The sequence below is a fragment of the Corynebacterium sp. HS2168-gen11 genome, from assembly GCF_024834075.1.
GTDB lineage: Bacteria > Actinomycetota > Actinomycetes > Mycobacteriales > Mycobacteriaceae > Corynebacterium.
The window spans coordinates 81,449-106,868 of record NZ_JANUXR010000009.1; the positions used below are offsets into that span (position 1 = coordinate 81,449).

Annotated in this window: 23 protein-coding genes; 12 read left to right on the forward strand and 11 right to left on the reverse strand. The window is 47.7% G+C overall.

Annotation, left to right across the window (positions count from 1 at the left end; all coding sequences use genetic code 11):
- Positions 1 to 8: 8 nt before the first annotated feature.
- On the reverse strand, positions 9 to 386 hold the full coding sequence (locus tag NXS99_RS07640; protein WP_259288072.1) for a hypothetical protein: 378 nt from the start codon (positions 384 to 386) through the stop codon (positions 9 to 11).
- Between the two features lies 1 nt (position 387).
- On the reverse strand, positions 388 to 780 hold the full coding sequence (locus tag NXS99_RS07645; protein ID WP_259288073.1) for a hypothetical protein: 393 nt from the start codon (positions 778 to 780) through the stop codon (positions 388 to 390).
- Positions 781 to 987: 207 nt separating this feature from the next.
- Between NXS99_RS07645 and ilvA the strand changes: the two genes are divergently transcribed.
- The gene (ilvA, locus tag NXS99_RS07650; RefSeq protein ID WP_259288074.1) at positions 988 to 2,286 is read left to right on the forward strand and encodes a threonine ammonia-lyase IlvA; all 1,299 of its coding nucleotides are present in this window, start codon (positions 988 to 990) and stop codon (positions 2,284 to 2,286) included.
- Between the two features lie 109 nt (positions 2,287 to 2,395).
- Here the strand turns inward: ilvA and NXS99_RS07655 are convergent, their stop codons facing one another.
- Positions 2,396 to 3,853, reverse strand: coding sequence for an alpha-amylase family glycosyl hydrolase (locus NXS99_RS07655; protein WP_259288075.1), 1,458 nt, complete (start codon positions 3,851 to 3,853; stop codon positions 2,396 to 2,398).
- Positions 3,854 to 3,891: 38 nt separating this feature from the next.
- Between NXS99_RS07655 and NXS99_RS07660 the strand changes: the two genes are divergently transcribed.
- Genes NXS99_RS07660 through NXS99_RS07670 form a run of 3 tightly spaced genes read left to right on the forward strand, consistent with a single transcriptional unit; the run spans position 3,892 to position 5,130 of the window.
- Positions 3,892 to 4,518 (forward strand): YigZ family protein, encoded by a 627-nt coding sequence (locus NXS99_RS07660; RefSeq protein ID WP_259288076.1) that lies wholly within the window; start codon positions 3,892 to 3,894, stop codon positions 4,516 to 4,518.
- A gap of 13 nt (positions 4,519 to 4,531) precedes the next feature.
- Complete coding sequence (locus tag NXS99_RS07665; RefSeq protein ID WP_259288077.1) at positions 4,532 to 4,762, forward strand: hypothetical protein; 231 nt, start codon at positions 4,532 to 4,534, stop codon at positions 4,760 to 4,762.
- Complete coding sequence (locus NXS99_RS07670; protein WP_259288078.1) at positions 4,762 to 5,130, forward strand: RNA-binding S4 domain-containing protein; 369 nt, start codon at positions 4,762 to 4,764, stop codon at positions 5,128 to 5,130. Before NXS99_RS07665 ends, NXS99_RS07670 begins: the two co-directional genes overlap by 1 nt.
- Here NXS99_RS07670 and NXS99_RS07675 read toward each other — a convergent pair.
- The 5 genes from NXS99_RS07675 to NXS99_RS07695 form a co-directional block, all read right to left on the reverse strand.
- The gene (locus tag NXS99_RS07675) at positions 5,113 to 6,096 is read right to left on the reverse strand and encodes a GTP pyrophosphokinase family protein (RefSeq protein WP_396124837.1); all 984 of its coding nucleotides are present in this window, start codon (positions 6,094 to 6,096) and stop codon (positions 5,113 to 5,115) included. The genes NXS99_RS07670 and NXS99_RS07675 overlap by 18 nt on opposite strands.
- Positions 6,097 to 6,106: 10 nt before the next feature.
- Positions 6,107 to 6,646 (reverse strand): hypothetical protein, encoded by a 540-nt coding sequence (locus NXS99_RS07680; protein ID WP_259288079.1) that lies wholly within the window; start codon positions 6,644 to 6,646, stop codon positions 6,107 to 6,109.
- A gap of 329 nt (positions 6,647 to 6,975) precedes the next feature.
- Positions 6,976 to 8,331: an exonuclease domain-containing protein gene (locus tag NXS99_RS07685; protein WP_259288080.1), complete on the reverse strand. Its 1,356-nt coding sequence runs from the start codon at positions 8,329 to 8,331 to the stop codon at positions 6,976 to 6,978.
- 30 nt (positions 8,332 to 8,361) lie between these two features.
- Positions 8,362 to 10,611, reverse strand: a complete 2,250-nt coding sequence (gene glgX / locus NXS99_RS07690) for a glycogen debranching protein GlgX (RefSeq protein WP_259288081.1) — start codon at positions 10,609 to 10,611, stop codon at positions 8,362 to 8,364.
- 11 nt (positions 10,612 to 10,622) lie between these two features.
- The gene (locus NXS99_RS07695) at positions 10,623 to 11,135 is read right to left on the reverse strand and encodes a TetR family transcriptional regulator (RefSeq protein WP_259288082.1); all 513 of its coding nucleotides are present in this window, start codon (positions 11,133 to 11,135) and stop codon (positions 10,623 to 10,625) included.
- Positions 11,136 to 11,324: 189 nt separating this feature from the next.
- Here NXS99_RS07695 and NXS99_RS07700 point away from each other — a divergent pair, with 189 nt between their 5' ends.
- From NXS99_RS07700 to NXS99_RS07720, 5 genes are all read left to right on the forward strand, one after another.
- Positions 11,325 to 12,005 carry a hypothetical protein gene (locus tag NXS99_RS07700; protein WP_259288083.1) on the forward strand — a complete coding sequence of 227 codons (681 nt, stop codon included), beginning with the start codon at positions 11,325 to 11,327 and terminating at the stop codon, positions 12,003 to 12,005.
- A gap of 377 nt (positions 12,006 to 12,382) precedes the next feature.
- Entirely contained in the window at positions 12,383 to 12,988 is a 606-nt protein-coding gene (locus tag NXS99_RS07705) for a hypothetical protein (RefSeq protein ID WP_259288084.1), read from the forward strand.
- Positions 12,989 to 13,062: 74 nt separating this feature from the next.
- The gene (locus tag NXS99_RS07710; RefSeq protein WP_259288085.1) at positions 13,063 to 13,371 is read left to right on the forward strand and encodes a hypothetical protein; all 309 of its coding nucleotides are present in this window, start codon (positions 13,063 to 13,065) and stop codon (positions 13,369 to 13,371) included.
- A gap of 1,449 nt (positions 13,372 to 14,820) precedes the next feature.
- On the forward strand, positions 14,821 to 16,647 hold the full coding sequence (locus NXS99_RS07715) for a site-specific DNA-methyltransferase (protein ID WP_259288086.1): 1,827 nt from the start codon (positions 14,821 to 14,823) through the stop codon (positions 16,645 to 16,647).
- Entirely contained in the window at positions 16,647 to 19,283 is a 2,637-nt protein-coding gene (locus NXS99_RS07720) for a DEAD/DEAH box helicase family protein (RefSeq protein ID WP_259288087.1), read from the forward strand. Before NXS99_RS07715 ends, NXS99_RS07720 begins: the two co-directional genes overlap by 1 nt.
- A gap of 1,070 nt (positions 19,284 to 20,353) precedes the next feature.
- Here NXS99_RS07720 and NXS99_RS07725 read toward each other — a convergent pair.
- The 3 genes from NXS99_RS07725 to NXS99_RS07735 form a co-directional block, all read right to left on the reverse strand.
- Positions 20,354 to 21,031 (reverse strand): hypothetical protein, encoded by a 678-nt coding sequence (locus tag NXS99_RS07725; protein ID WP_259288088.1) that lies wholly within the window; start codon positions 21,029 to 21,031, stop codon positions 20,354 to 20,356.
- Positions 20,965 to 21,561, reverse strand: a complete 597-nt coding sequence (locus NXS99_RS07730) for a hypothetical protein (RefSeq protein WP_259288089.1) — start codon at positions 21,559 to 21,561, stop codon at positions 20,965 to 20,967. Before NXS99_RS07730 ends, NXS99_RS07725 begins: the two co-directional genes overlap by 67 nt.
- 149 nt (positions 21,562 to 21,710) lie before the next feature.
- On the reverse strand, positions 21,711 to 22,496 hold the full coding sequence (locus NXS99_RS07735) for a PX domain-containing protein (protein WP_259288090.1): 786 nt from the start codon (positions 22,494 to 22,496) through the stop codon (positions 21,711 to 21,713).
- A gap of 640 nt (positions 22,497 to 23,136) precedes the next feature.
- On the opposite strand from NXS99_RS07735, the gene NXS99_RS07740 reads away from it, so the two are divergent.
- The 3 genes from NXS99_RS07740 to NXS99_RS07750 all read left to right on the forward strand — a co-directional run bounded on the left by NXS99_RS07740 (position 23,137) and on the right by NXS99_RS07750 (position 25,370).
- Positions 23,137 to 23,724 (forward strand): imidazoleglycerol-phosphate dehydratase, encoded by a 588-nt coding sequence (locus NXS99_RS07740; RefSeq protein ID WP_259288109.1) that lies wholly within the window; start codon positions 23,137 to 23,139, stop codon positions 23,722 to 23,724.
- A gap of 183 nt (positions 23,725 to 23,907) precedes the next feature.
- Positions 23,908 to 24,087 carry a hypothetical protein gene (locus NXS99_RS07745; protein ID WP_259288091.1) on the forward strand — a complete coding sequence of 60 codons (180 nt, stop codon included), beginning with the start codon at positions 23,908 to 23,910 and terminating at the stop codon, positions 24,085 to 24,087.
- Between the two features lie 5 nt (positions 24,088 to 24,092).
- Positions 24,093 to 25,370 carry an MFS transporter gene (locus NXS99_RS07750; RefSeq protein WP_259288092.1) on the forward strand — a complete coding sequence of 426 codons (1,278 nt, stop codon included), beginning with the start codon at positions 24,093 to 24,095 and terminating at the stop codon, positions 25,368 to 25,370.
- The last annotated feature ends 50 nt before the right edge of the window (positions 25,371 to 25,420 follow it).

Consider the following 25,420-nt stretch of genomic DNA (forward strand, 5'->3'; position numbering starts at 1 on the left):
GTATGTGTTTAGGAACCCAAGGCTGGGAACTGGTTGGTCAGCCAGGTGTAACCTTGCGAGCTGGTTTGGGAACCAAAGAGGTTCCACAACAGCTGCTTCACGGCTTCCACACCACCGGTAAACGCGCGATACATCACCGCAGCGAGAAGTGTGAAACCTGCACCGATGGCGAATAAATCCAAAGAGGTGCTACCTGTAGACGACCAGCCGCGTTCGGTAGAGGTGGCGTTTTGTACAGGGGGATTGCTTTCTGGGCTCGGAAAGGTTGCTCCTTGCGCAGGCAATGTCTGTACCACTACAGGTGTTTGTGGTGCTGCCACGGTATGTGGCGTGACCAGCAGCAGACAGGTGCACGCAACGGTGAGAAGACGGTGAGGCTTTGCCATGCTACTTTACTCGCTTGATTACATCACGGAAGAACTGTGTCACGAAAGGATTGGTTTTCACTAATGCCAAAATAACAGAGGACATGGAGGCAAACAGGGCAAACACTGCGGCAATTAAGCCCACGACATCTGAATCAACGGAACCAATTGCTTTGACAGCGCCTGATTCTTCAAACTGAATCCAGCCATTTGCGCTGCTCTTATCCTTAGGAGGATTTGGCAATGGCGCTGGGGTGGTTGCAGCCGCGGTGGTGGTTGGCGCTGGTGCAGCGTTGGTGGTTGCAGCCGTGGTGGTAGTACTTGTTGGTTCGTCAGCTAACACAGTTGTAGCAGACGTACCAGCAAGAATTGTAGCGGCGCACAAGCTTGTATAAAGAATGCGGGATGGGCGCAAGGGACTCTCCTGATAGTTTGTGTTAGCACCAACAAAACTGCTAACGGAATGTCATCAATAGTGACCATCAGCGTATCAGGAAAATACTGTAGGCAAAAGAAGGGAGAAGGCTGTTGGCGAAAAATAGGCAGAATACTGGAGGTAAAAAGAAGCAGGAATAAAAGAAGTTTTAATACTTTAATAAGTTTCAGACTATGCTTGTTGGTTATGGATAAACAGGCAGCTCACACTTCTAGCATGGCGTCGAAGCAGATTCACGCAGCAGACATTCAACTTGCACAAGCACGAATTTCTGCCACGATTGCACCGACCCCATTGCAATATTGTGCGCGCCTGTCACAGGTAACTGGGGCAGAAGTGTACGTCAAGCGTGAGGATTTACAAGACGTTCGCTCGTATAAGATTCGTGGTGCAGTGAATTCAATTTCACAATTAAGCGCTGAGCAGAAAAAAGCTGGAATTGTTGCAGCATCTGCAGGTAACCATGCACAAGGTGTGGCATTTGCGTGTCGCACAATGAATATTAAGGGATGCATTTTTGTTCCAGCGGCAACGCCAAAACAAAAACGCGATCGAATTATGGTGCATGGCGGCGATCACGTCGAATTGGTTGTTACCGGTGCAAACTTTGATGAAGCCAATGCTGCAGCACATGAATATGCTCAACGAACAGGTGCCACGATCGTGGAGCCATTTGCTGCTCGAGATACGATTATTGGCCAAGGCACCGTTGCAGCCGAAATTTTGGCGCAGCTTTCTGCCCAAGGTAAAAGCCCAGATACGGTGGTCGTGCCAGTCGGTGGTGGCGGTCTCATCTCAGGCATTTTAAGTTATTTGGCAGAATTATCACCACGCACTGCAGTCGTCGGCGTTGAACCAGCAGGAGCAGCTAGCCTGCATGCTGCTTTGGCTGCTGAAAAACCTGTCACTTTAGACAGCGTTGATCCATTCGTTGATGGTGCAGCGGTCAAACGCATCGGCGATATCAACTACGACATCATTGCTGCAAACCTGGGTCGATTGCATCCATTAACGGTGAGCGAAGGTGCCGTTTGCACAGAAATGATCGAACTGTACCAAAACGAAGGCATTATCGCTGAGCCAGCCGGTGCATTATCGGCAACCGCGTTGCACGAGCTTAATGTTCGCCCAGGTGAAGTTATCGTTTGCATTATCTCCGGTGGCAATAATGATGTACTGCGCTATGCCGAAGTAGTAGAGCGTTCCTTGGTACACCGCGGGCTCAAGCATTATTTCTTGGTCAATTTCCCGCAAGAACCAGGTCAGTTACGCATATTCTTGTCAGATATTTTAGGTCCAGAAGACGACATCACCTTATTCGAATATCTCAAGCGCAATAACCGCGAAACTGGCACAGCACTAGTTGGCTTGCAACTTGGCCGTGCCAGCGATCTTGAAGGTTTGATGCAACGCATGGCTGCATCACGAATTGATTGTCGTCGCCTTGAACCTGGCACACCTGAATACGAATTTGTGGTGAGCTAGTGCGGTGTTAGCTGGCATATTGTAAGCCGTTACGCTGTGTGCGAGAGAATACGCCTTGGCATGCACCGAGCACCGGCTTATCGTTTTCTGCCGCACCCGAGCGCACGCGTTACATATTCTCACACCACACGACACCCCACGCCTGCATTGGCGTCGGCGTAGAACTATAGACAACTGTGGTTGCAAACGGCAGCGGCAGCTCATGATCGCTGCAATTTGCAATCACACTGTAGTGCTGCCCGCGCAGTGCAATCCAGTTTTCACCAGTTTCTACGTGATATTCACCAAGCGGTTTGGTTTTCCGCAACTGCAAAATCTGGCGATACCCAGCTACTACTTCAGGGTTTTCGCGCCAATCAAGACGCGCTTTCGCAAAAGTATCTGCCGCAGTTGGGTCGAATTGGGTTTCTGTAAACCCATACTCGGCTAGCATCCGAGCACGTCCCTTAATAGTGCCGCGCTTGGTACTTGCATATTGATGATCCACAAAAAACGGAAATGGGGTAGTAGCACCATACTCTTCACCCATAAATAACATCAGTGGTGCACCGGTAGCAGCCACCAGGGCAAGTTTAAATAATTGCTGGGCAACCGTTAATGAGGCAGCCGGCCTGTCGCCACGAGGACGATTCCCAACCTGATCATGGGTGGTGGTATACACAATCGATGGATACCGCAACTGCAATTCATGCTTCAGCTGCGCAATTTCGCCATACTGCTGAAAATGATGATACCGTTCACCTGTGACCAGCGCGTGTATCGCATGGTGCAAAGAATCATTCCACTGATAGTCAAATGGCAGATCAGTTCGATTTCGTAAATCTTCTGCAATCATCACACCTGGTAAACGTGCAAAATCCATCAGCAGTGATTCATCCGCAAAGGCATGGGTGGAATCAAACCGTAAACCATCTACCCCGTAATCTTCGAGCAGTATGCGAGCACTGTCGAGAATATAGGAACGCACTTCATGATGCTTAATCGCAATTGCCCGTCCCCATGGGGTGCGCTTTTTTATGTTGTATGGCCCAAACTCGTGGAAATAATTATCCTCAGGGCCAAAGTGGTTATAGACCACGTCGACAAGCACCGCAATGCCATAACTGTGGCAAGCCGCAACGAAATCGCGCAAGCCCTGCACACCACCATAACTTTCAGCAACCGCGTGCCAATAGAGCCCGTCGTAACCCCAGTTTCGATCGCCTGGAAAAGGCTGAATCGGCATGAGTTGAATAGCGGTTACCCCTAATGCGTGCAGGTAGGGAAGCTTTTCCGCGCATCCATAAAAATCCCCGCCGAACGCGCCAACATGAAGCTGATAGATCAAACTTATATCAACGGATTTCTTTGGAATTGGTGGAGCCGTTAAACCAGCCAAGCCACCAACAAGTTCTCGCCCGCGCGGATCGGGGCGAACCGGTCCGTGATCGAGGCTAAAGCCATAGGGCTTGTCGACGTTCGTGCGCACGAAGAAGTATTCATGAAATCGTTGCATGGCAATTCTGGTAGAACCGGTTACCAGCTCGCAAGATTGAGCATACGGAGCCCACACTGAAAATAATGACATGCGTTTGAGTCTAGCTTTGACATACACTAATTCGTACTATGTATAACCGTCCAGTTGCCGATATTGAATTTTTCAACGAAATTGACATTAAGCGCAGTAAGTTTTTAACCTTTATCACCCGTGTGGAAAATGAAGAACAAGCGCGGGCATTTATTGGTTCCTTAAAATCGCGCTATCCCGATGCGCGGCATCATTGCTCTGCTTACATCTACCATGTCGAAGGGGCAAACCCGGTTGAACGTTCCTCCGATGATGGCGAACCATCGGGTACGGCAGGTACCCCCATGCTTGATGTCCTGCGGGGCAGTGGCTTGTTAGATATTGCGGCAGTAACAGTTCGCTATTTTGGCGGGATCAAACTTGGTGCAGGCGGGTTAGTACATGCCTACTCAGACTCAGTTTCGCAATGCTTAACACTAGTGAAAAGTGTTACGCGCGCGGAAAAAGAGCTCTATTCGGTGTCCTTACAACACGGTGATGCGGGGCGAATCGAGGCAGAATTGCGTGGCCGCGGCTACCAAATTGTGGATGTCAGCTACAGCAATCGGGTGACACTGACAATTGGTATTGATCCCGGCACCTATGAACAGCTGGCAGGCACATTGGCAGCATTAACTGCCGGTGGGGCTCGTGTACTTGCTGCAGGAACGCAATGGGTAGAGTAAACTTTGGTGCATTATGACTATGCAACCTCGTCCTACTAATCCTATTGAATTACGGAAACAACAAGTCCGCGAGCATGTACGTGCAATTGCAATTTCTACCCCAATTGCTCTTGTCAGCTTGGTGATTTTAGGCTTTGTTTCCACATCAATGCTGTTCATGATCACCTTTTTAGTTGCAACCGCAGTCGGTGCTGTCAACGCGGTGAAGCTGCGTCGGGTGATTAACCATAAGGATCAATATTAATGGCTGATGCAGTTCGCATCGACTCTTGGATTTGGGCGGTGCGGCTCTATAAAACCCGCAGCCTTGCCGCACAAGCCATTAAAGCCGGACATGTGAAACTCAATGGTGCCAGTGTCAAACCATCTGCACAGGTAGTACCAGGCGATATGGTGAGCGCTTGGATTGAGCATCGCGAACGCAAAGTTGAGGTCGTGACTACCTTCAGCAAGCGGGTTGGTGCTGCTATAGCTGCAACCAGCTATATTGATCATTCACCACCGCCACCACCAAAAGAAGTACTCATGTCATTACCGCGTCGTGATCGTGGCGCGGGACGACCGACGAAAAAAGAACGCCGCGAAATCGACCGCCTACTTGGGCGTTTCTAGGCTGGCTTCAATAAGTTCTAAGCGACGGCGCAAGCGATTGCGACGACGATGCGGGTTGGAATCATTCTCACCAGTTTTCTCAATATGCACCTGCCCAAACTTCGCCAACAATAAATCGTCGAGAATACGCGCATGACCTGGTTGGAACTGATAGTTTATAGCCTGTTGCAGGCGCGCGATATTGCTATCAGTCACAAGCGCTCGAAGCTGCTGAATTGTGGTGATATTATGCGCGTGCAGCAACTCTTCGATCCAGGAATAGCTTTCTAATCGCGATGGCGGAATCTTCGTCCCCTGCAGCATGGTGATAATGCCAGGTAACGTATTGGCTGTGAACTCGTGCTGCTCATCGGTAGTTTCAACAGGTTGCTCGAGCGCTGCGATTTTATCGAACTGCTGATCCGCTAATTCAATCAACCCTGCTGCTAGGGTAAAAGCGCGATCGACTTCTGGCGAGAGTTTGCCACTTGGCCGCTTATAGCGGATATCATGCTCGAACTCGGCCCACGCATGCTGTAAAACAGTACGAATCTGAATCTCGAAATGAAAATCCTCGTACCCAACCAAAATTGGGGCTGTTGCATGTAAATGATGTGAGCCATACCCGAATGACCCCGAGATCTTTGTTTCTGCAGTCTTATCAATACTTTTGACAATATGAAACACATCTTTTAACGCATGAACAATCTGCGGAATCTCCGTAGAATGATACGTCGTAATGCGCACCCCAATAATGTCGTGAATATTGTTCCAAGGATCTGGATAGATCAATTCACCACTACTGCGACGCTTGCGAGCTTTTGTCCGCAACGAACGCCAGGATTTTACGCGCACACTAATTTGATCGTACGACAAACCAGAATCGTCCAAAGCGTCTTTGATTGCATCAGTAAATACTGCAATCAGCTGAGGATGACTACGCAGTAGTTCTTGATACTTTCGATGCAGTTCTTGTAATGAATTCACGATTTCTATTCTACGAGTACAACGGTTGTTTCGTCTGCTGTGAATATCGTGTTGGCATGTGAACCACACGATGAAGATAATGATGCGTTGGAAATCCACGTTCAATCTCACACGGATACGCCAACCCAAACGGCGCCGCATACGTAGCTTCTGCCCAGCGTGTGAGATGTTTGGTCGCAACACTTGCCGGGAACACAAATAAGCGCTTTGCATCCGGGCTAAAAAATCGCACCGGTTGATGAAACTTCACTTCAAAATGTTGCAACAAAACCGTAGCCGTACGCGGATGCGCTAACCACGAGGCAGGCAAAGCGCCTCGCATATCCACTTCCACACCTGGACCTTCATGCGGCAATGTCACACTTGCTGGTCGAGTACGTAGCACAAGACCATCGGCATCACGCGCAGCAGCAAGCATACTTGTAGCAACACCATCCCAGATCTCTCGAATTGATACTCCCAAATGCATCAATGCATCACAGCTGAGTATTTCACCACGCGCCGTAAACCCCACCTCGAGATGCGAACTTAACGCAAGCGTCGCCGGCATATGTGCTCCGGTGCTACATTCACCAAAGCAATGCCTTCTTGCACGCAACACCACTGCAAGACTCGTGTTCCCGATAACCACCGCAAATCCCCCTTACACCTTAAAACTTCCATTGGTGTATTAGACGCTTACATTGCACAAACGGTTCCCGTGGGGGAATAACGGGGGTAAACACGATGCTTGACGACGCCTATCAGCTCCACAATTTCCTGGCCAGACACAACGAGCCAGACACAACGAGCCAGACACAACGATCGAGAATGAAAAGCAACCGAGTTCCCGCGCCGGGGCTGGACACAAACTCGCCTACAATACTCCAAGGAGAAGCGTTAAAAAGGCGGCTGTTCGTCGGCGGCTTGTAGACCAAGTGCCTGATAAAGATCTTCGCGTGACCAAAACGTAATATCTTGACCCTTCTCTTTGAGTTCTTCGGCGCGTTTTTGCTTGGTAGTCACAGAATCCCACGGCCCAATGATGATGAGCGTTGTCTTTTTCGTGACATTTTTTGCAATCGTGCCACCAAGATCAGCAATTTTTTGCCAAAGATCAACTTTGTCATAAGGATCAAAATCGCCAGTCATCACCACCACTTTCCCAAATAATGCATTGGTGGGATCAGCTTGTTCATTCGGACTTGGGAGCTGAGTTGGCTCGTTGCTCCATTTCCGGAAGCGTCGCTGCGGCTGCGTCTGTGTCGTTGTTGCACCAGCCGTTGTTGTTATATCAGCGGGTGCAGCATTCGAGAGCACTGCCGCCGTGCTTGTCGTAGGAGTTAAGTTCTGCTGAAATGCTTGCGTCGCAGTATGCGAAGGCGGCAACGCCGTAACTGGAAAGACTGAAGCGTCACTGAGCGTGCCAAGAGAAAACCCAAGTGCGTGAAATACTTGTTCAATATTGCCGACTGCATGAATGCGTTGGGCAAGCTTGACTAAAATAAGCGCGCTTGCGTTTGCATCGTCTTGCGCATGATGATGATGTTCTAATGGGACATCTAAAAACTCGGCCATGTTATTGAGGCGATGCGATGAAACTGGGAGTTTTGCTGCTCGCGATGCGGCCAGAGAACATGCGAAACGCCATCGCGGGGTGGGGATGTTCGCTGCTACACAGGCATCTCGAAAGGCTGTCATATCGAATTGTGCATTATGCGCCACAACAGTATCGTTGCCGACCCATGCTTGCACTTCGGTTAAGACTTCAACAAAAGTTGGGGCATCAGCAACCGTTGCTTCTGTGATGCCATGAAAGTTTTTATTGAACTCATCAAAGCCAGGAATTGGTGGTTGGCACAACCAGGATTGCTGCGCCACAACTTCGCCATCGCGTATTCTGCTGACACCAATTTGGCAAATAGAGCCCCATTGTTCATTCGCAGTTTCAACGTCGATACCAACGCAATGAAGCCCTGGTACAGCTGCTATTGGCGTGCCGTGAAAACGCGCATCTAAAGCGGCAACGCATTGCTCGAATAGTGTGATGCTCGTTGGTGGGAATTGTAAGATTTCGCCACTAATTTCGATTTTGCCGCCCAAATACGCAGTTGGGGTTGTCCGCACAACCGGTGCTGCATATGCAATGGTATGCGGTTGCGCGCCCAATGATTGTTGCAGCAGGGAAGGGATAATGTGAATCCTATGGCTTGCAAGCTCAATTTGGCCGCCGTGAATGGCAAAAGTTGTGGTCACGAAGCTCTCCCAAAACGTATTTGAAGTTCCCTACGCTACACCGAAATTGGCACAGGCGTAATCATCATGCGGTTGCACAGTTATCTGCGCTGGCTGCTGTGAAGATGATTCAAGCGGATCAATCTCACGTGGGAGTTTCTGCCTGAAAATCATAATCGAGCGTGCCGAAACCGTCACGGTACCACCAGCTGAAAGGTGCTTCTCATCTACTGGATAACCAGTCGATTCGCTGGTATCTACGATCAACTTCCAACTCGTTCCAAATGTTTCGTCCGGCAAGGTGAATTCGATGTCGTCGTAATGCGCGTTGAACATCATTAAGAAGGAATCGTCTTCGACCTTTTGGCCGCGACGATCAGGTTCCTTAATAGAGTTGCCGTTGAGATACACCATTAAGGACTTGCCGAAGGCAAACTCCCAGTCACATTGCGTCATCAACTTGCCACTTGGCACCAGCCATGCAATATCGCGGTTTGGAGCATCTTCGCCAAGCGGCCCGCCAGCTAAGAAGCAGCGACGACGAAATACTGGGTGATTCCTGCGGATACGAATCAGCCGTTTGGTAAATTCAAGCAGCTCTCGATTCGTTTGTGTAAGATCCCAGTCCATCCATGCAAGTTCGTTATCTTGGCAATATACGTTGTTATTACCATGTTGCGTACGCGCGATTTCATCACCATGCGCAATCATCGGCGTACCTTGGCTTAACAGCAAGGTGGTTAAGAAATTACGACGTTGCTGGGCGCGTAACTGGTTAATCTCAGGATCATCGGTTGGGCCTTCAACACCGCAGTTCCACGAACGGTTATGCGATTCGCCGTCGCGATTATCTTCGCCATTGGCACTGTTGTGCTTTTCGTTATAGCTGACTAGATCGTGCAGCGTGAAGCCATCATGGGCGGTGACAAAGTTAATCGACGCTGAAGGCCGGCGACCGTTATGCGCGTAGAGATCCGATGAACCTGTTAAACGCGATGCGAATTCACCCAATGTTTTAGGCTCGCCGCGCCAGAAATCACGCACGGTATCGCGGTATTTACCATTCCATTCGGTCCATAACGATGGGAAGTTACCAACTTGATAGCCACCTTCGCCAACATCCCATGGCTCGGCAATAAGTTTCACTCGAGACACAACTGGATCTTGCTGGACTAAATCGAAGAAGGTTGCGAGCTTGTCGACGTCGTGAAGCTCGCGTGCAAGCGTCGAAGCGAGATCAAAGCGGAATCCATCGACATGCATTTCGGTGACCCAATAGCGCAGCGAGTCCATAATGAGCTGCAGTGGGTGAGGGTCGCGCACATTTAAAGAATTGCCGGTACCGGTGTAATCCATATAATGTGCCTTGTCATGATCGACAAGGCGGTAATATGCCTCGTTATCGATGCCACGGAATGCAATGGTTGGGCCGAGGTGATTGCCTTCCGCCGTGTGGTTATAGACGACGTCAAGAATAACCTCAATATCAGCTTCGTGGAAGGCACGAACCATGCCTTTGAATTCGCTCACGGCTGCGCCTGGTTGTTTGGCGGCAGCATAATCTTTTTGAGGTGCAAAAAAGCCGAACGTGTTATAGCCCCAATAGTTGCGCAGGCCGAGATCGCGCAAACGATCATCTTGCAGGAACTGGTGTACTGGCATTAATTCGATTGCGGTAACACCAAGTTCTTTTAAGTACTTGATAATGACCGGGTGGGCCAGACCTGCATAGGTGCCGCGGAGTTCTTCAGGGATATCCGGATGCGTCATGGTCATGCCTTTGACATGCGCTTCGTAGATCACAGTGTCCTGGTAGCTGGTACGCGGCGAACGATCTGAACCCCAGTCGAAGAATGGATTGACCACGACAGAGGTCATGGTATGACCTAAAGAATCTTCCGTATTTCGCGTGTGCATGTCATACGGCTTGGTGATGTCGTAGCTAAAAAGCGATGGGTGGCCGTCAAACTCGCCATCAAATGCCCGCGCATATGGATCGACTAGTAATTTGTTGGGATCGCAGCGCTTACCGTTGGCAGGATCATATGGGCCGTGAACGCGGTAACCGTAGCGTTGCCCAGGCAAAATACCTGGCAGGTAACAGTGCCACGTTTGTGCGTCTACTTCTTCGAGCGGGATGCGTTCTTCGTTGCCATCGGCATCGATGAGGCAGAGTTCCACTTTTTCGGCGACGTCAGAAAAAATAGCAAAATTGGTACCAGCGCCGTCATAGGTAGAGCCGAGCGGATATGCATCGCCAGGCCAGATTTTACGAGTCGTCGAAGGTGTGAAAACAGTCATGATGACCTATTCTAGCCTGATATGTGTTGAATGCCGGTAGTTAAAAGGTCAAGGCCCCGATCGAAGGTGTCGTCGGAAACAGATCCAAAGACGTCTGCATGAAGCTGGTATTCGAGTTGATCGTAGACCGTTACTCCCACAATAAAATGCAACGCAGTGGTGGCTGCATCGTGGCGTAGTGCGGGGGCCAAATCGGCGCCAAGTACTCGTATAATATCTTCGCGAAGGCTTGTCGATAACAATGCAGCTGAGAGTAATTCGGCACCATCGCGATATAGAAGCAAACTTCGACGTAAGTGCCGGCACGCGCATGCGAAATCTGTATGATTTGCGGTTAAAAATTTTTCCAGCATACCGCGAGCGGTTGCTTCAATAAGTACTTGTTTATTCTTAAAGTGCCAATAGATTGCAGCTGGCGCAACTTCAAGATGATTCGATAAGCGACGCATGGTCATATCTGCGAGACCGAAAACATCGAGAAGTTCGAGGCTGGCTTTAACGATGGTGTCCTTACTCAATTGCACATGTTTTATTCTACGACAGGAATACCGCGTGCGTGTGGGTAATTTGGAAGTCGGAAAGTAGCTGCGTGATCTTCGGTGCTCACTGGTAAGTTGCTGGGAAAAGGCTGTGAAGCGTTGTATTTGTTTGTTGAGGTGTTAAGCTTGAATTTAATTTGCGAAAGACAATGTTTTAATAAGGAGCCATATTTCATGAATGTTCTGTCCCGTACCACCGCTTTGAAAAAGACCGCGGTCGCTATTGTGGCAGCAAGTGCTCTGGTGTTAGCTGCGTGTGGCTCTGAAGCTGAAACTGCTGCAACTTCTGGTGCGCCTTCTGCTGCACTAAAGGCCACCACTGTGGAGAAAACCACTGCTGCGATGACCAAAGAAACGACGACCACTGAAGCTCCAAGCAGTGAGGTCACGAAGTCTTCTATTCCAGAAGCAACTCCTGAGCAACCGGCTCCAGCGCCTGAACCAGCTCCTGAAACCTTGCCGCCACTGCCAGAGATCGTGGTTACTCCACAAGCACCTGTCCAAGGTGGTCAGCCAGCTTCACCAGAAGATACAGCAGCAATTTCGAACTTGGTGATGGGGCTGAACAATGCACAAACCTTGCGTGCATATATGCGATATGTTCCAGATAATGCTTGTTCGAAGGCATTGGCTGAAGTTGATGTTTCAGGTTTAGATTACAACCAGATTCCAGATATTCCTTTGGATGCAAACCCAGAGTTTGCAAAAGCAAAGAACTTGATTGTTGGTGTTGGTGACGTTGTTGTCGATGGCGAAACTGCCAGCGCAAATGTGACCACCAACGTTGATGGTAAGCAAGAAGTCGCAGTGCAGCGCTTCGCTCGTGAAAACGGTCGTTGGTTGTTCTGTAACTAATGATCTTGTTTGATACAAGCAGCGATACAGCATTTGTGTAATTTGAGAAGCCTTCTCGCAAGCGCGCGAGAAGGCTTCTCAAATCTGTTTGTTCCTAGCTTGATCAGCTGATTGAGAGCCTCGATGCTCCGCAATAGGTTGAGGGCAGAGGATAAGCAGGTGCTTGTGGAGCATGTGCTCTTGAATGCAGCATACGCAGGGGTGCATAACCAGCAAGGCGCATGAACGCTTGCAAACGCTGATAGCAGCGTATATTGCTTTACGACGTAGTGCTTTGTGCGTTGGTGCCGATGTATGGAAAGTTTTGTAACAGGCACATAGGCGGATGCGGTGGCAGAATTTACTTAAGAATATTTTGGTGGCAAAGGGATATAAGGATGCTCAGACAATCACAACAAGTTCGCTATTGGGCACAAGCAGTTGTGGTGATCGTGAGTCTCTACAGCATTGGGGGAGTGCTGTGGGGAATCTTGCGCCCTGGCTACCGTGTGCAACGTGTGAGCGCTGATCAAGTAGCTGTGGTGGGTGGCGAAAGTGTGGAGTTTGCTGGATTTGCAAGCTTTGTGCTGGCAACGACCATTTTGGCAACAGTGATAGTGCCGATGTTATTTCATTCTGAACGCGTGACGCATCCGAGACGGTTTATTGTGTGGCTTGCAGGGTGGAGCGTTATTGCAACGATTGTGTTTTTTATTATCGGTACGTGGATGACACCGCTGCGATCTGCTTCCGAAGAAGTTTTAGAGCAGGCTGCGCAAGGTGAAATTTTGACCTTATTACCAAGCTTGCATCCGCAGGTGGGGTATTTTGTTGTGCCAGGTTTAGCAGTGGTTTTGATGAGTATGGTTGCCTATTCTTTTGAGCGGCTGGCGGCAATGCAACCGGAGCAATCAGCAGTGCGATCGGAGCAACAGGTAGGGGAGAGTGCTGAGAGCGCTGAGGATATGCGTGCTACGAGTGGTGATGGAAGTAGCAGTGTCTGAGGATTGACAGAGACACAGATGATACAATTTTGTGCTTCGATACTATTGCCCAGTCTCGTGGGCATGCAGTGGATGTGGCTACTGAATTACGTCATTTCATTCCACAATCTACTGAGACTATCGGCAATGATGTTTTACAACGCCACCGCGTATTAAGTCTTGGTGATGAGTTAGCGAAACAGTCGTTGCGGTATTTTGTTTTGTTGCTTGCCGAGCATTCTCCTGAGTCGCAAATATTACCAGCAAGCACGAGAGAACATGACGAAGGCTATGGGGGAGTTGCTTACGAGACCAACTTCTTCCTTCACCTGTTTCAGGACGAGCACGGCAGGGCCACATTTGTATCAGTGTTTGCAGTTGTTGCTTACCCTGTTCAATGTTGATCATGATTCTTCAGCGGATTTGTTTTTGCCAAGTGCTACGACATATATCGATACCGTGCAGCTTTCAAATGCTGCGTTGCGCGAGGTGTTGGAGAATATGAGAGACACCTATCAGATATAGTTGCACAGAAATAGATGTAGTCTAAGAGTTTGATGGTGATTACGTGATTGCTGGCGTCGTGGAATTGGAAAAGGATATCGTCGTAAACATTTGCTTAACGCAGTGTCCGTAGGCGTGCAGCAGATGCTTTATCTACAGTAAACTCGATCAGTTTGAAAATATAGAACCAAGAAACGCCACAGATTCTCGATCTTGTCGCGCAACGGGGAGTATACGATCGGCCCTTTTCACAGTCAGATTACACACTGACTTTTATGTGATCATGTCGACCAACAAATAGATCCCGGATGAGGAAGTTTGGGTAATGCAGCAACTCACGCTGTCGTTGACTCAAAGAATTTCGTAAATGCACAGAACTGCTCCCGAAATTTAGTATCTGATTTCTCAGTCCAACTAATGGAAAGCAGTTCTTGTTCGACTGGACTTTTTCTAAAATCTACAAAGATTATGACAGATATACTCTGCAGACGGCGCACTTCATGTAAATTGTCAGAGTTTACTTCGATAAAGAAACCGTTAATATCGAGGGTGCCGGTTACATGAAGGAGGATGAGCAAGATAATGGATATTCAACCTACTTCAACACAGTGCGCATGTGGCCTTTGCAGAGTTGTCTACTGCGGCACGCACCCCCTACCTGGCTGTCCTAGTCATTTAGTGCTCACTGAAGGGTTTCGTCTCTGACTGAGCGAAGGCTGAAAGACCTGTGTAAAGGATTCGTCATTTATTTGATCAAACAATCGGCCGGCAGCAAGTACCATCTTAGAAAGCGTCGATAAAACCTTAAGTTAATCGCATCCTTAAAACCAATCTGATTGAATTCACCACAGGCATTAAAAAGGTTTTTACAGTTATATTAAAGATATTTAAACTTCGTAAAACAGGACGATTTCGAATGGCCATAATATTGGGAAGCTAAAAGTCTCTTCAAAAATACCTCATTGAGAAATGCATGATTGAACAAGACCGACACAAGGTGGCTAGAGTCTCAAGTGTCACCGTTATCTAGCGGGTAGAGGCATGATGGGACCGTGACGACACAAGTGTTCACTCGAATATACAGGGCACTTGGATTCTAGGCGGCAGCAATCTTCGGAGTTTTATTTTTCAGAGAAAAGAAAGAAGACGTGTAAGCGAGCCCAGGGAACTTTGTTGGGTGACGCTGCTAAGATTTTGTGTGAGCAGTTCAACTCAAACTGTAATTACTTGAGCAATCGACCCGCCTCCATCATTTAGAGGTCGCAGATTTGGTGCATTCCTATTTATGCTTGAATTACAGATGAGTGCGTTCAAGATAATAGCCGAACTATCAAGAAAGAGGCCAGAATTTGAGATTCCTTCAAGAATTCGAAAAAGTCTTAAAAAGTGATAACCGCTTCCTCTCAGACGATGGGCAACTACTTAAACCACGAGTCCAGGATGCTGTAAACGAGCTCGATGCACAGTTAATTCGTAACCTCATGAACTCGCCAATTCTGAAAGAAAACTTCTTCAAGAACATCGAAGGCATCACAATTTTCGACAAAGAAAGGTTTATGTGGGTCGTTAACTCAAGAGAGTTTCTACCCGACAACTACACCATCTATCGTAACAAAATAGGGTTGTCTCCAAACAACCACGATCTTCTCGTTTCGTCAAGTGAAGTTTCCCTTGTCTGGCCATACAAAGACTGCGTACTCGAAGGTGGACAGGACAAAGAAGACCAAAAGCGTGTCGAAATTTTTTACAACGAAACACTCGCTCCTGATGAAATAGGCAGACTCCTTGCCGCAAAAGCCTTCAGTAAAGCTACTCGATATACCTCAAATGGAGAGGAAAAAGTCACTGAGTTCGATGAACAGGATAATCTGATTATCAAAGGCAACAATCTGCTTGCTTTAAGCTCACTGCTAGAGCATTATGAGGGGCAGGTCAAGTGCATTTACATTGATCCACCGTATAACACTGGTAATGACGGTTTTAATTATAATGACAAGTTCAACCACTCCACGTGGTTGACTTTTATTAAGAATCGATTGCTGTTTGCTCGGCGGCTGCTGGCTGACGATGGTGTAATCTTCGTCAGTCTTGACGATAAAGAAGCGCACTACTGCAAGGTTCTTATGGATGAAGTTTTCGGTAGAGAGAACTTTGTAGCCGATATTTGCCACAAAGCGCGCGCTTCTGTCTCAAACGACAAGATTATTTCAGTCAGTCACAATCACTTGCTTATGTTTGCAAAGAATGAGCGACAAGTTTATGCCAAGCGGCAAAAATATGGGATAACCAAAGATACTTCTACGTTTTCTTTGAAGGATGACCGTGGGTATTACAAGCTTGTGCCTGTGGATGGTCCCGGAGGTGCGCGAAAAGGAAATCCTTATTATGAATTCTTAGGTGTGGAAGGTTACTGGAGATTCTCCAAGTCAACCATGCAAGAAATGTATGATGATGGATTGATCGTCAAGCAAGGCAAATCTCTTCAGCAAAAGTACTACAAATCAAAGGCGGAGGGTCAGCGACAAACTATTACGACATGGTGGGATGAAGGTCTGTTGACCTCAAGTGCAAGTTCGGAGCTAAACAAAAAGCTGGAATTACAGTTCAATAACCCGAAGAACGAAGCTCTTCTTGAGCTAGTTCTTGAATTTGCCACACAGAGCGGAGATCTCGTTCTTGATTTTTTCCTTGGTTCTGGAACTACTGCTGCGGTAGCTCACAAGATGGGGCGTCGTTACGTCGGAATTGAGCAAATGGATTATGTCTCATCCGTGACGATCCCACGTTTACAGCAAGTCATTGCAGGAGAACAAGGTGGTGTCTCGAAAGCTCAAAAATGGGAGGGTGGTGGTTCATTCGTTTATGTAGAACTTGCCGAACAAAGTGAGAAGTTGATGCGGAGTTTGCAATACGCAACGACTGCTTATGAAGTTCAGAAGGTACTTGATCGTGCTACTGAAGGTGGGTTATTACGGCCTTCGGTTCTGCCTGACCAACTTGAGGCCGCTTCATTGGAGTTTGTACAGCTCTCCCTAGATGACCAGAAGCAGGCTGTGGCTGAGCTGATCGATAAAAACCGGCTGTACGTGAACGCTTCAGATGTGGAAGACATCAACTTTGGCTTGTCGGAAGCTGATATAGCGTTTACGAAGTCGTTCTACCGGAAGGGTGAATGATGAGTACATCCTCTACCCAAGATATGTTCTTGTTCGAGCAACTTGACACGTTGTATGAGCTTGGTCAGCGGCAAAATTTACCGCCTCATGTTGTGCAGAATTTGGCACCGAACATTGTCTTGCGTGAGTATCAAAAGCATGCTTTCTTAAACACGCTTGAATATCTGAGTAATAAAAAGCTCTCGAAGAATCGCAAAACGCACTTGCTTTATCACATGGCGACTGGTTCAGGAAAGACAGTGATGATGGCTAGTCTTATCCTTCATTACTATTCGCTCGGTTACCGTAACTTCCTTTTCTTTGTGAATCAGACGAACATTGTCGAGAAAACCAAAGCTAACTTCTTGGACTCAAATTCGGCGAAGTATTTGTTCGCTGAATCAATCGAGATCAATGGTATGCGGGTTTCTGTCAACGAAGTCAGTAATTTTTCAGCCGCGGATCCAAACGCAATCAACCTTTGCTTCTCAACGACGCAAAAGTTACACATGGACTTCCTCGAGTCAAAGGAGAATGCGCTCACAGAGGATGACTTCCATGACACACGGCTGGTGATGATTTCTGATGAATCACACCACGTGAATACACGAACTAAGAGAGCAACGCAAGCTGAGTACGACGAAGACTGCTCGTGGGAATATACGGTCGCCAGAGCCTTCTCGGGTAATCAAGACAATGTTCTGCTAGAGTTCACGGCGACTGTCGATCTGCGCGACGAAAAGATTCACAATAAGTACAAAGATAAGATTGTATTTGAGTACCCGTTGGCTCGATTCCGTGAGTCAGGGTTTACGAAAGATTTTCAGAACTTTCAGTCAGTTTTTGAACCGTGGAGAAGAACCCTTCAAGCACTGATCCTATCTGAATATCGGCGTGCGTTGTTTGCAGATGGTGGTGTCTACTCGAAACCCGTTGTGCTCTTGAAGTCGCAAAGGATTGAAGATTCGAAAGCTTTCTACAACGAGTTTTTTCAACGACTCCGAAGACTCTCTGAGTCTGAAATCCTAGATATAGCCAGCGATGGTCTGATGAAACAAGCCGTCGAGTATTTTAAAATGAAGGATCCGAGTCTGCGCTCACTGCGTTCGAGTATTCAGCAAGGGTTTGCGGAAGAAAACGCCATCATCATGAATGGCAAGACCGATAACTCGATTGAGAAGCAGTTGGCGGTAAATTCTCTTGAGGATCCCTCCAACCCGTATCGGATTATTTTTACGGTCGACATGCTGAATGAGGGCTGGGATGTCCTTAACCTTTATGATATCGTTCGACTCTATGAAACACGTCAAAGTGGCAAGGCCGGAAAGCCTGGTGCGTACACAATCAAAGAAGCACAGCTGATTGGACGCGGAGCACGCTACTTTCCGTTTCTGCTCAACGAAGATTCCGTGTACAGAGATCAAGAGGATAAGTTTGTCCGCAAATACGATCACGACCTTGACAGCCCAAACCGGCTCCTTGAAACCCTGCTCTACCACTCTAAGCAGGACTCAAAATATATCACTGAGCTCCGCACGGCATTGCGAGAATCCGGTCTTTTGCCTGATAAGGTCACTGAAGTTATCTACGAACTGAAGCCGTCGTTCAGGCAGACTGATTTTTACCATAATGCGATGGTGTTCAGTAACAGTCGCGAGGAAGTTAGTCGTGATGAAGTTACCCAGCTCGACAATCGAATAAAATCGGCAATTTACCAACTCGATGTTCGCGATACACCCGCACAGCTTATCAATCTGTTTGATACAGACACTAAGCACATAGGCGTGGCTGAGAATCAGAAGGTTTATACGATTCGCCGCAAGATCGGATCGATGCCGTTAAATGTGGTCTTGGGGACGTTGGCTTGTTACGACGCGCTACGGTTCGAGGCACTGAAGCACTATTTTCCGCATTTGAAATCGTCACGGGAGTTCATCACATCGAAAGACTATCTCGGTGAAACCGAGATTATCTTCCAAAGTTACAATGAAGATCTTACAGCGAACAAATTGCGGAAAGGCCTGGACAAGGTGTTCCGAACCGTAGCCAGCCACTTGTTAGGTATTACGGTCGCATATCGTGGTACGCATGAATTCGAAGCCAGGAGACTGAGTGAGGTGCTTCGTGACAAGCGCCTCAAGATCGCGAATCCGATCGAGGGTGGGTTTGGCACAAGCCAAACCCACGACCCCGACGTTAACCGCCGTATTAACCTCGAAATCGCAGACTGGTACGTTTATAACGATAACTATGGCACCAGTGAAGAAAAGTTTTTTGTCAAGTACTTCTCAAGTGTTGTCGACGACTTGAAACAACGCTACGACGAGGTTTATCTGGTGCGTAACGAACGACTGGCCCCACTTGCCATCTACTCGTTTGAAACTGGTGAGCGGTTCGAGCCTGACTATCTTCTCTTTTTACGCAAGAAGGGTCAGGTGCATAAACAACAACAGATCTATGTGGAACCGAAAGGTGAACATTTGCTTGAACCCGACAAGTGGAAGCAAGACTTTTTGCTCGCGCTTCAAGAGAATGCCGTCCCACACACTATCTACGTAGACAACACCGACTATCGCATCATTGGTTTGCCTTTTTACAACCATGAAATACGGATTAGCGAATTCCGAGAAACCTTCGAAGCCTCGACGGGCATCTGATAATTAGGAGGTTGTCTCTGATCGTTAGTTATGCAGTTGGTTGGTCCTTGATACCGTTTAGAATCTAGGAATGAAGGATCAGCCAACTATTGCAATTGTCGATTTGGGATATACAGCCGGGATCTAGATATTGCTGTGTATGAAAACTGACTGATACAGTTCTGTATCGACGAATGGACTTCGTAAGAACAACGCAGTATTTTCGCTTTAACTCTGTCATTTAGAGCTGCGCTGAATAGGCTGAGTACTTTTCAACAGCAGTTTTTCGATCGACTGGTTACTTTCTGCTTGATAAGGGTCTTGTATTCATCATGACTACTTATGTGAGATTGTTTTTGATTCTACTGTGTTGCAGTAGAAAATCGTGTCAGAGCTTGAAAATTTGTATTTGTAGTTAGAACAATAAAGACTTGGTATGCGAATTGATTCTGATCAACGTGGCGTGAAGTTAGGCGAAACTGTCCTTTGCCTTGAAACCATGACTGCTGAGTTATAAACAACATGATTTGGGTGGTATTTGCTTTAAGGCAATTCGTTGGTTGTTACTCGATGGGGTGTATATTCTGCTCAAGATGTTGTGCAGAAGAAGTATTTGATACTTCCTACTGAGCATCATTTCTCATCGTCATCTGCGGATTGAGTTTGTAACGGCAGATGGCAAAAGATATTTAAGATTTTGTTAGTGATGAGAGTAAGTGGAGGAAGCAACATAAAAATAAGCTTAGTGCTGTACAAATGAAACGTCTTGTGGCGTTTGCGCAGAGCGTTGAGGAGTGTAAAAGTTTGCGTTTGTAATTACGAAAATGGATGTATATGTCAGTATTAAGTTCGATCGAGATTTGGAAGGAACGTTGACTATTTGTTGCACACATTTCCCTGTGATGCGTTTTTTATGACTGAGAACGGCTTATCGATCTTAATGGCCATTTGAGTATAATAAATTACTGAGTCAGAACGTTTTATATGTACGCATCCATAATCTGCTGTGGAGTCTCGGTTGTATCATCGGGTACATCATTTCATTGAGCACAACGCTGACAAGATACGTATGTGGGTAGAGGTAAGCTCGATCAGATCGCTTTTCCACGGCATTCCAGTGATAGGATGTTTGTAAAACATGCAATTGGAACTGTCAAGGGCACATTTCCAATAGCGGCGGTAAACGTATCCGGTGGGGTAGCTACATCTTCAAAACCTTGCTGTATCACTGTTGCATCTGGATATAGCAGCCGACTAATACGAGCAGAAATTTCATCTTGCTCGACACCAACCATCTGGACATCTTCTGGCGCATGCGCAAAGAAATTGCCTGTACCGCTGCCAGGTTCAAGCACAGTTCCAGTAGTTAATCCCGCCTGTCCTAATGCATCCCATACAGGTTTGATGATGTCATCACCTGTAAAAAATGCAGTCAGTGTGGTTTCTTCTAACTGATGATAAACATCAGCAGACACTGCTGCTTCTAATCGCTGTCGAAGTGGTGCCCACTCAGGTCGAGTACGATCGAAAATTTGCGCCGCACCACCCCAACTACGATAACCTGCAAGAATCTGCTGCTCAGCAGCAGTCGGCCAACGCTGTGCGTCTTCAAGAGCATTCAACAACTCTAAAGCTTCAATATTAGCTTCTGCACGTTTTAACGCAGTCGTTGGCGCTGGCGGCTTAAGATTTGGGTCAAATCTTAACGGTTTTTCAACCAACGTTTTGGACGTGGATCCAACGACGGATCCTTCTGAATCATCTCCCAAAAGGTTTCCACCGTCTGTTCTAGAAGATCCTCGCATCCGAAGTTCGTCTCCGGTTGCTGCGCTAGGTAATACCGCAGAAGTGTCTTGTCCACTGAAACTAGTATCTCGTTCAGATACTCCTTGTATTCCTCGTTCGTCATCGTCTCGACCTTGATATCCTCCTCGATCGCTTCGGTAATCAGCTGCGCGCGAGTTGTTCCCATCATCTCGAGTTCGTCGTCGTCCATCCGAAGAATCTCCTGAATCGGATCGTCCCACGACATCGGATGTTCCATATAGCGTCGAATCGGCTCGCTGATCTCCGATTCCATGACTTCCTCGGTCGCTAATTCCGTTGCTTGATTCAACAACGCCGCTGCCGCCTTCTCGTCGGCTGGAGGATCGTTGCGCATCCAAGTTTGATAGTAAGTCTGTGCCAAAGAGTCCACCATCTCCAACATCTGATGATACTTCTTGCTCACTTCCTCCTCGCTCGGCAGCTCCCCGTACAACTTGTACATCATTGCTCGCACTGATACTGGACTAATCATGGCTAATGCCTTTCTTCCGTATTATTCTTCCACGTAGCCTCCGCTAGAGCTGTGAACAGCTGAAACGGATGTTCATTTTTATGATTCTGCTGTGATGCTCTCACCAAGATTCAAGAATTGAACGTTCAGATTCAATCTCAGCGAGGCAATTACTTCTGTTGATTTTTGGAGTAATTCGGAATAAATGTCCCTAAGTACCAAATTTCATCCTCTGTGAAATGCTCTCGCAAATAATGTGCCAGAGCTTCAGTAACAACATCTCGTTCAGACCGATTCTCGGTAGTCTGTATAAAATGCAATACCCTTTTTAATGGTGAAGGAATCAAAACATTGATTTGGAAACTAGACTTAAGTTGTGTGAGCTCATAACAGTTGCGAGCCCACTCTAACTCTGCTTTATATTCTTCTTCAGTGAGATCTTCGTCGGTTATATAGTCCTCGAAAAAATCATCATCCATCTCATCCGGATCCGTATAATGATAGGGATCCTCTGGCATCATCGGATCTCTCTCGAGAAGCTCCTGTATCGGATCTTCTCGCAGTGGCCCAACTATATCTTCTTCGATCAGCTGCGCCCTAGTCTTTCCCGTCGCGGCGACTTCCTTATCTGTCATCGCATAAATTTCCTGAAGCGAAAAGGTCAGCGCTTGTGATTCCCACCATTCTGACGGTTTTCCTACAGCAACGCGTACTAGCCCATTGATGTACTGTTCGGTCATTTGCTCATCCACGAACTCCTCTGACCACTTATACAACGCTATCTTCGCTGTTGTATCGGCATGGGGCTGGGTTTTTATCAAGCGCCGATAGTGCTTTTTTACTAAAGATTCCCTCAGTTCCAACAAATCGCGATACCTTTGGTTCACTGCTTCTTTACTTGGAATCTCTCCCGATAAACGGTACAGCATCGCCTCTACTGATACTTGACTGAACATGAGCAGCTCCTTTCTGCGCAATATCTTCATATGTGATCTGTGCCAGACGCTCACACAGATGTAACTGTTGTGTCAGCATGACTATAGAACTTCAGTTTTCCTATTCGCTCTCATTTTGCATCCAATCAAAAATATGTACGAACAAAAAAGCGTGCATTGCATGTGGTATTGGTCAATATTCCGGTGAAACTTCGGCGTTGAAATTTACAAATTGGCTCGAGTATCCGCATGATTACTATCGCCAAAAGTGCTGTATGTGAGCATTAAACAATCACGTGAACGTTGGTAAGCATCTCAAAATTGGTGGCGTATATCTCTTGCACTATCACAAGAATGCTTCTAAACTCCAAAGGTATAAAAACTGTAAAAAATTCGTACAAACGTTTGGCTCAGTGATGCTTGATTGAAGAATTTTTATAGCTCCAAAACATTGATGTTTTAGCAGGGAAGTGCTGGTATAGTACTGCGTCGAAATTCTGCAACGATGCGGCATTTTTAGGAACGAGGTGTGCGTCGTCAAGCCAAAACTTGAGCGCGTAGCCACCAAGGCAGCGGGTACAGGAGGCTGCTGAGTAGAGTCGCTATGCTTGGCGACGTACACTTACTATCAGTATCACTTACGAAATCGCACGTGTTTGAGATGAAAGGGCAGGATCAGATGCAGCCGCGAATCGGCACAATAACTCGCAATACACAAGAATCTGATGTTTCAGTCACCATTAATCTTGACGGTACTGGCAACGTCAATATTGAAACTGGCGTGTTTTTCTTTAATCATGTGCTGACCTTGTTTGCTCGCCGTGGCGAGTTTGATCTCGAGATTCATGCCGTCGGGGCACCAGATGTGGATGAGCATAACGTAATCGAAGACGTAGGTATTGCGCTTGGCGAAGCGATTGCTGAGGCAGTCACCGTACGGCGAAACATCAAGCAGCTCGGCTCTGCGCTGGTGCCGATAGGCGAAGCGCTTTGTGAAGCAGTTGTGGATCTTTTCGGTATTCCTATATCTGTGGTCAACGGTGAACCAGAGTGGATGGCGACTGCCGTTGTTATGAGCCATTATGCAACTGCTGTGAATGAATCGTTCTTTGAATGCTTGGCAATGCATGCACACATGACCTTGCATTTGAACTGTCGCTATGGTCACGAACCGGAGCATATTACTGAAGCTGAGTTCTGCGCCGTAGGGCGCGCACTTCGGCAAGCGCTGGATGGGTACGGCGCTTAGGTTGTGTCAGGATAAGGTGCGAAGTGTTGTATCACGCGGTTGATGCGGCGTCGTCAAGCTTTTCGACGCTAAGTTCGCAGCAACGGGCATGCTTCTTGCTTCTACACTGCTGGAATCGTGTTAGGCTGGCAATCGCATGCAATGAAAAATGTCTCGCTGGTTAAGTATCAAAGGAGTACTTCAGTGATCACAACCACATTTGGTGTCTTCGCCTACGCATTATTTCCAATCGCTGGGCTATTTTTCGGCGGCGCATGGTCACTGTATAAAAACGAAAACACCATGATGGCTGCCATTTTCGCAGTACTTGCACTCATGGCACTACTTGCCGGAATCATGTGGCTAGTAGGAGAAATGCACTAGATTTTATGGCACGTTCGCAATCATTTTTTTCACAAGCTCCAGAACTATTCCCACTTGCGCTCGCAACCGCTGCAGCATTCGGCGCCTTAGCACTCATGCTACCGGTGATTCCACTGGCAGTTATCGCTGAAGGCGGAAGTAAAACTCTTGCCGGAGCAACCACCACAGTGTTTATGGTTGCGACAGTTTTGACACAGCTCATTACCACGAAGCTCATCCTCCGATTCGGCTATCGCAGTGTGATGATTGCGTCATCAGCTCTGCTCGGCCTTCCCACCTTGGGCTACCTCATCACAATGACACCGGCGCCTTTGCTAGGAATTGCTGCAATTCGCGGCTGCGGCTTCGGCGCGCTCTGTGTCGCACAATTCGCCTTAATCGCGCAATTAAGCCCACCCGGGCAACTCGGACGAGCAAGTGGCATTATCGGATTTTTCACTGGCGCTTCTCAAATGATTGCCGTGCCAATTGGCTTATGGCTAGTAGATATCACCGGAAGCTACACGTTGGTGTTCATATTAGGCACCGCGATTTCCTTACTCGCAGCAGGCTTGGCGTATTTCTTGCCGTCGCCCCCGCTCGAACAAGAGCAGTGGGAGGATGATAATGCTGCATCCTCCTATGAACCAGCACCACTGCCACCGAGCGATGAAGGAATCTTTGCAAACGTTACGTCACGGATTTATCGCAGACCACGTACGCGCGGATTAGCAGTGACTATTGTTCCTGCGATCGCGATTTCGAGTGTGTCGATGGGTTTTGGTGCCGTGCAAAGTTTTCTACCAGCAGCACTACGCGACGTCGACCCTGTCCAAGGCGCTTCGATTGCCGGCATCTTATTAGCCATTGGCGGCGGAGCACAGATGATCTTCCGCTACTTCTCAGGCGCACTTGCTGATCGACGCAATCGACCAGGAGGCATGATGCTGCCTGGTTTATGCGCTGCGATGGTGGGCTTTGCGGGCATTGTAGTGGTGTTGTCGTATCAGCTGAATTTGTGGTGGTTGGTTGTGCCAGCCTTTTTATTCGGGGCTGGTTTTGGTGCGGTTGCCAATGAAGCTCTGCTCGAAATGTTTATGCGCGTCTCACGTGGCAAAATTGGCCATGCTTCAACGATCTGGAATGCTTCATTTGATGCTGGTACGGGTGTTGGCGCAATTGCACTTGGTATTGTTGCCGCAGCTAGTGGCTATAACATGGCTTTTAGTGTGGCGGCGGGATTGGTGCTGATAGGTCTGGTCGCAGAAATTAGTGATCGAGTGCGGAATCCGGATCATCGGTAGGGATAAGTGGGGATTGTTCAGTAGTTTCAAACCTGCAGGGTGCAGTTGAG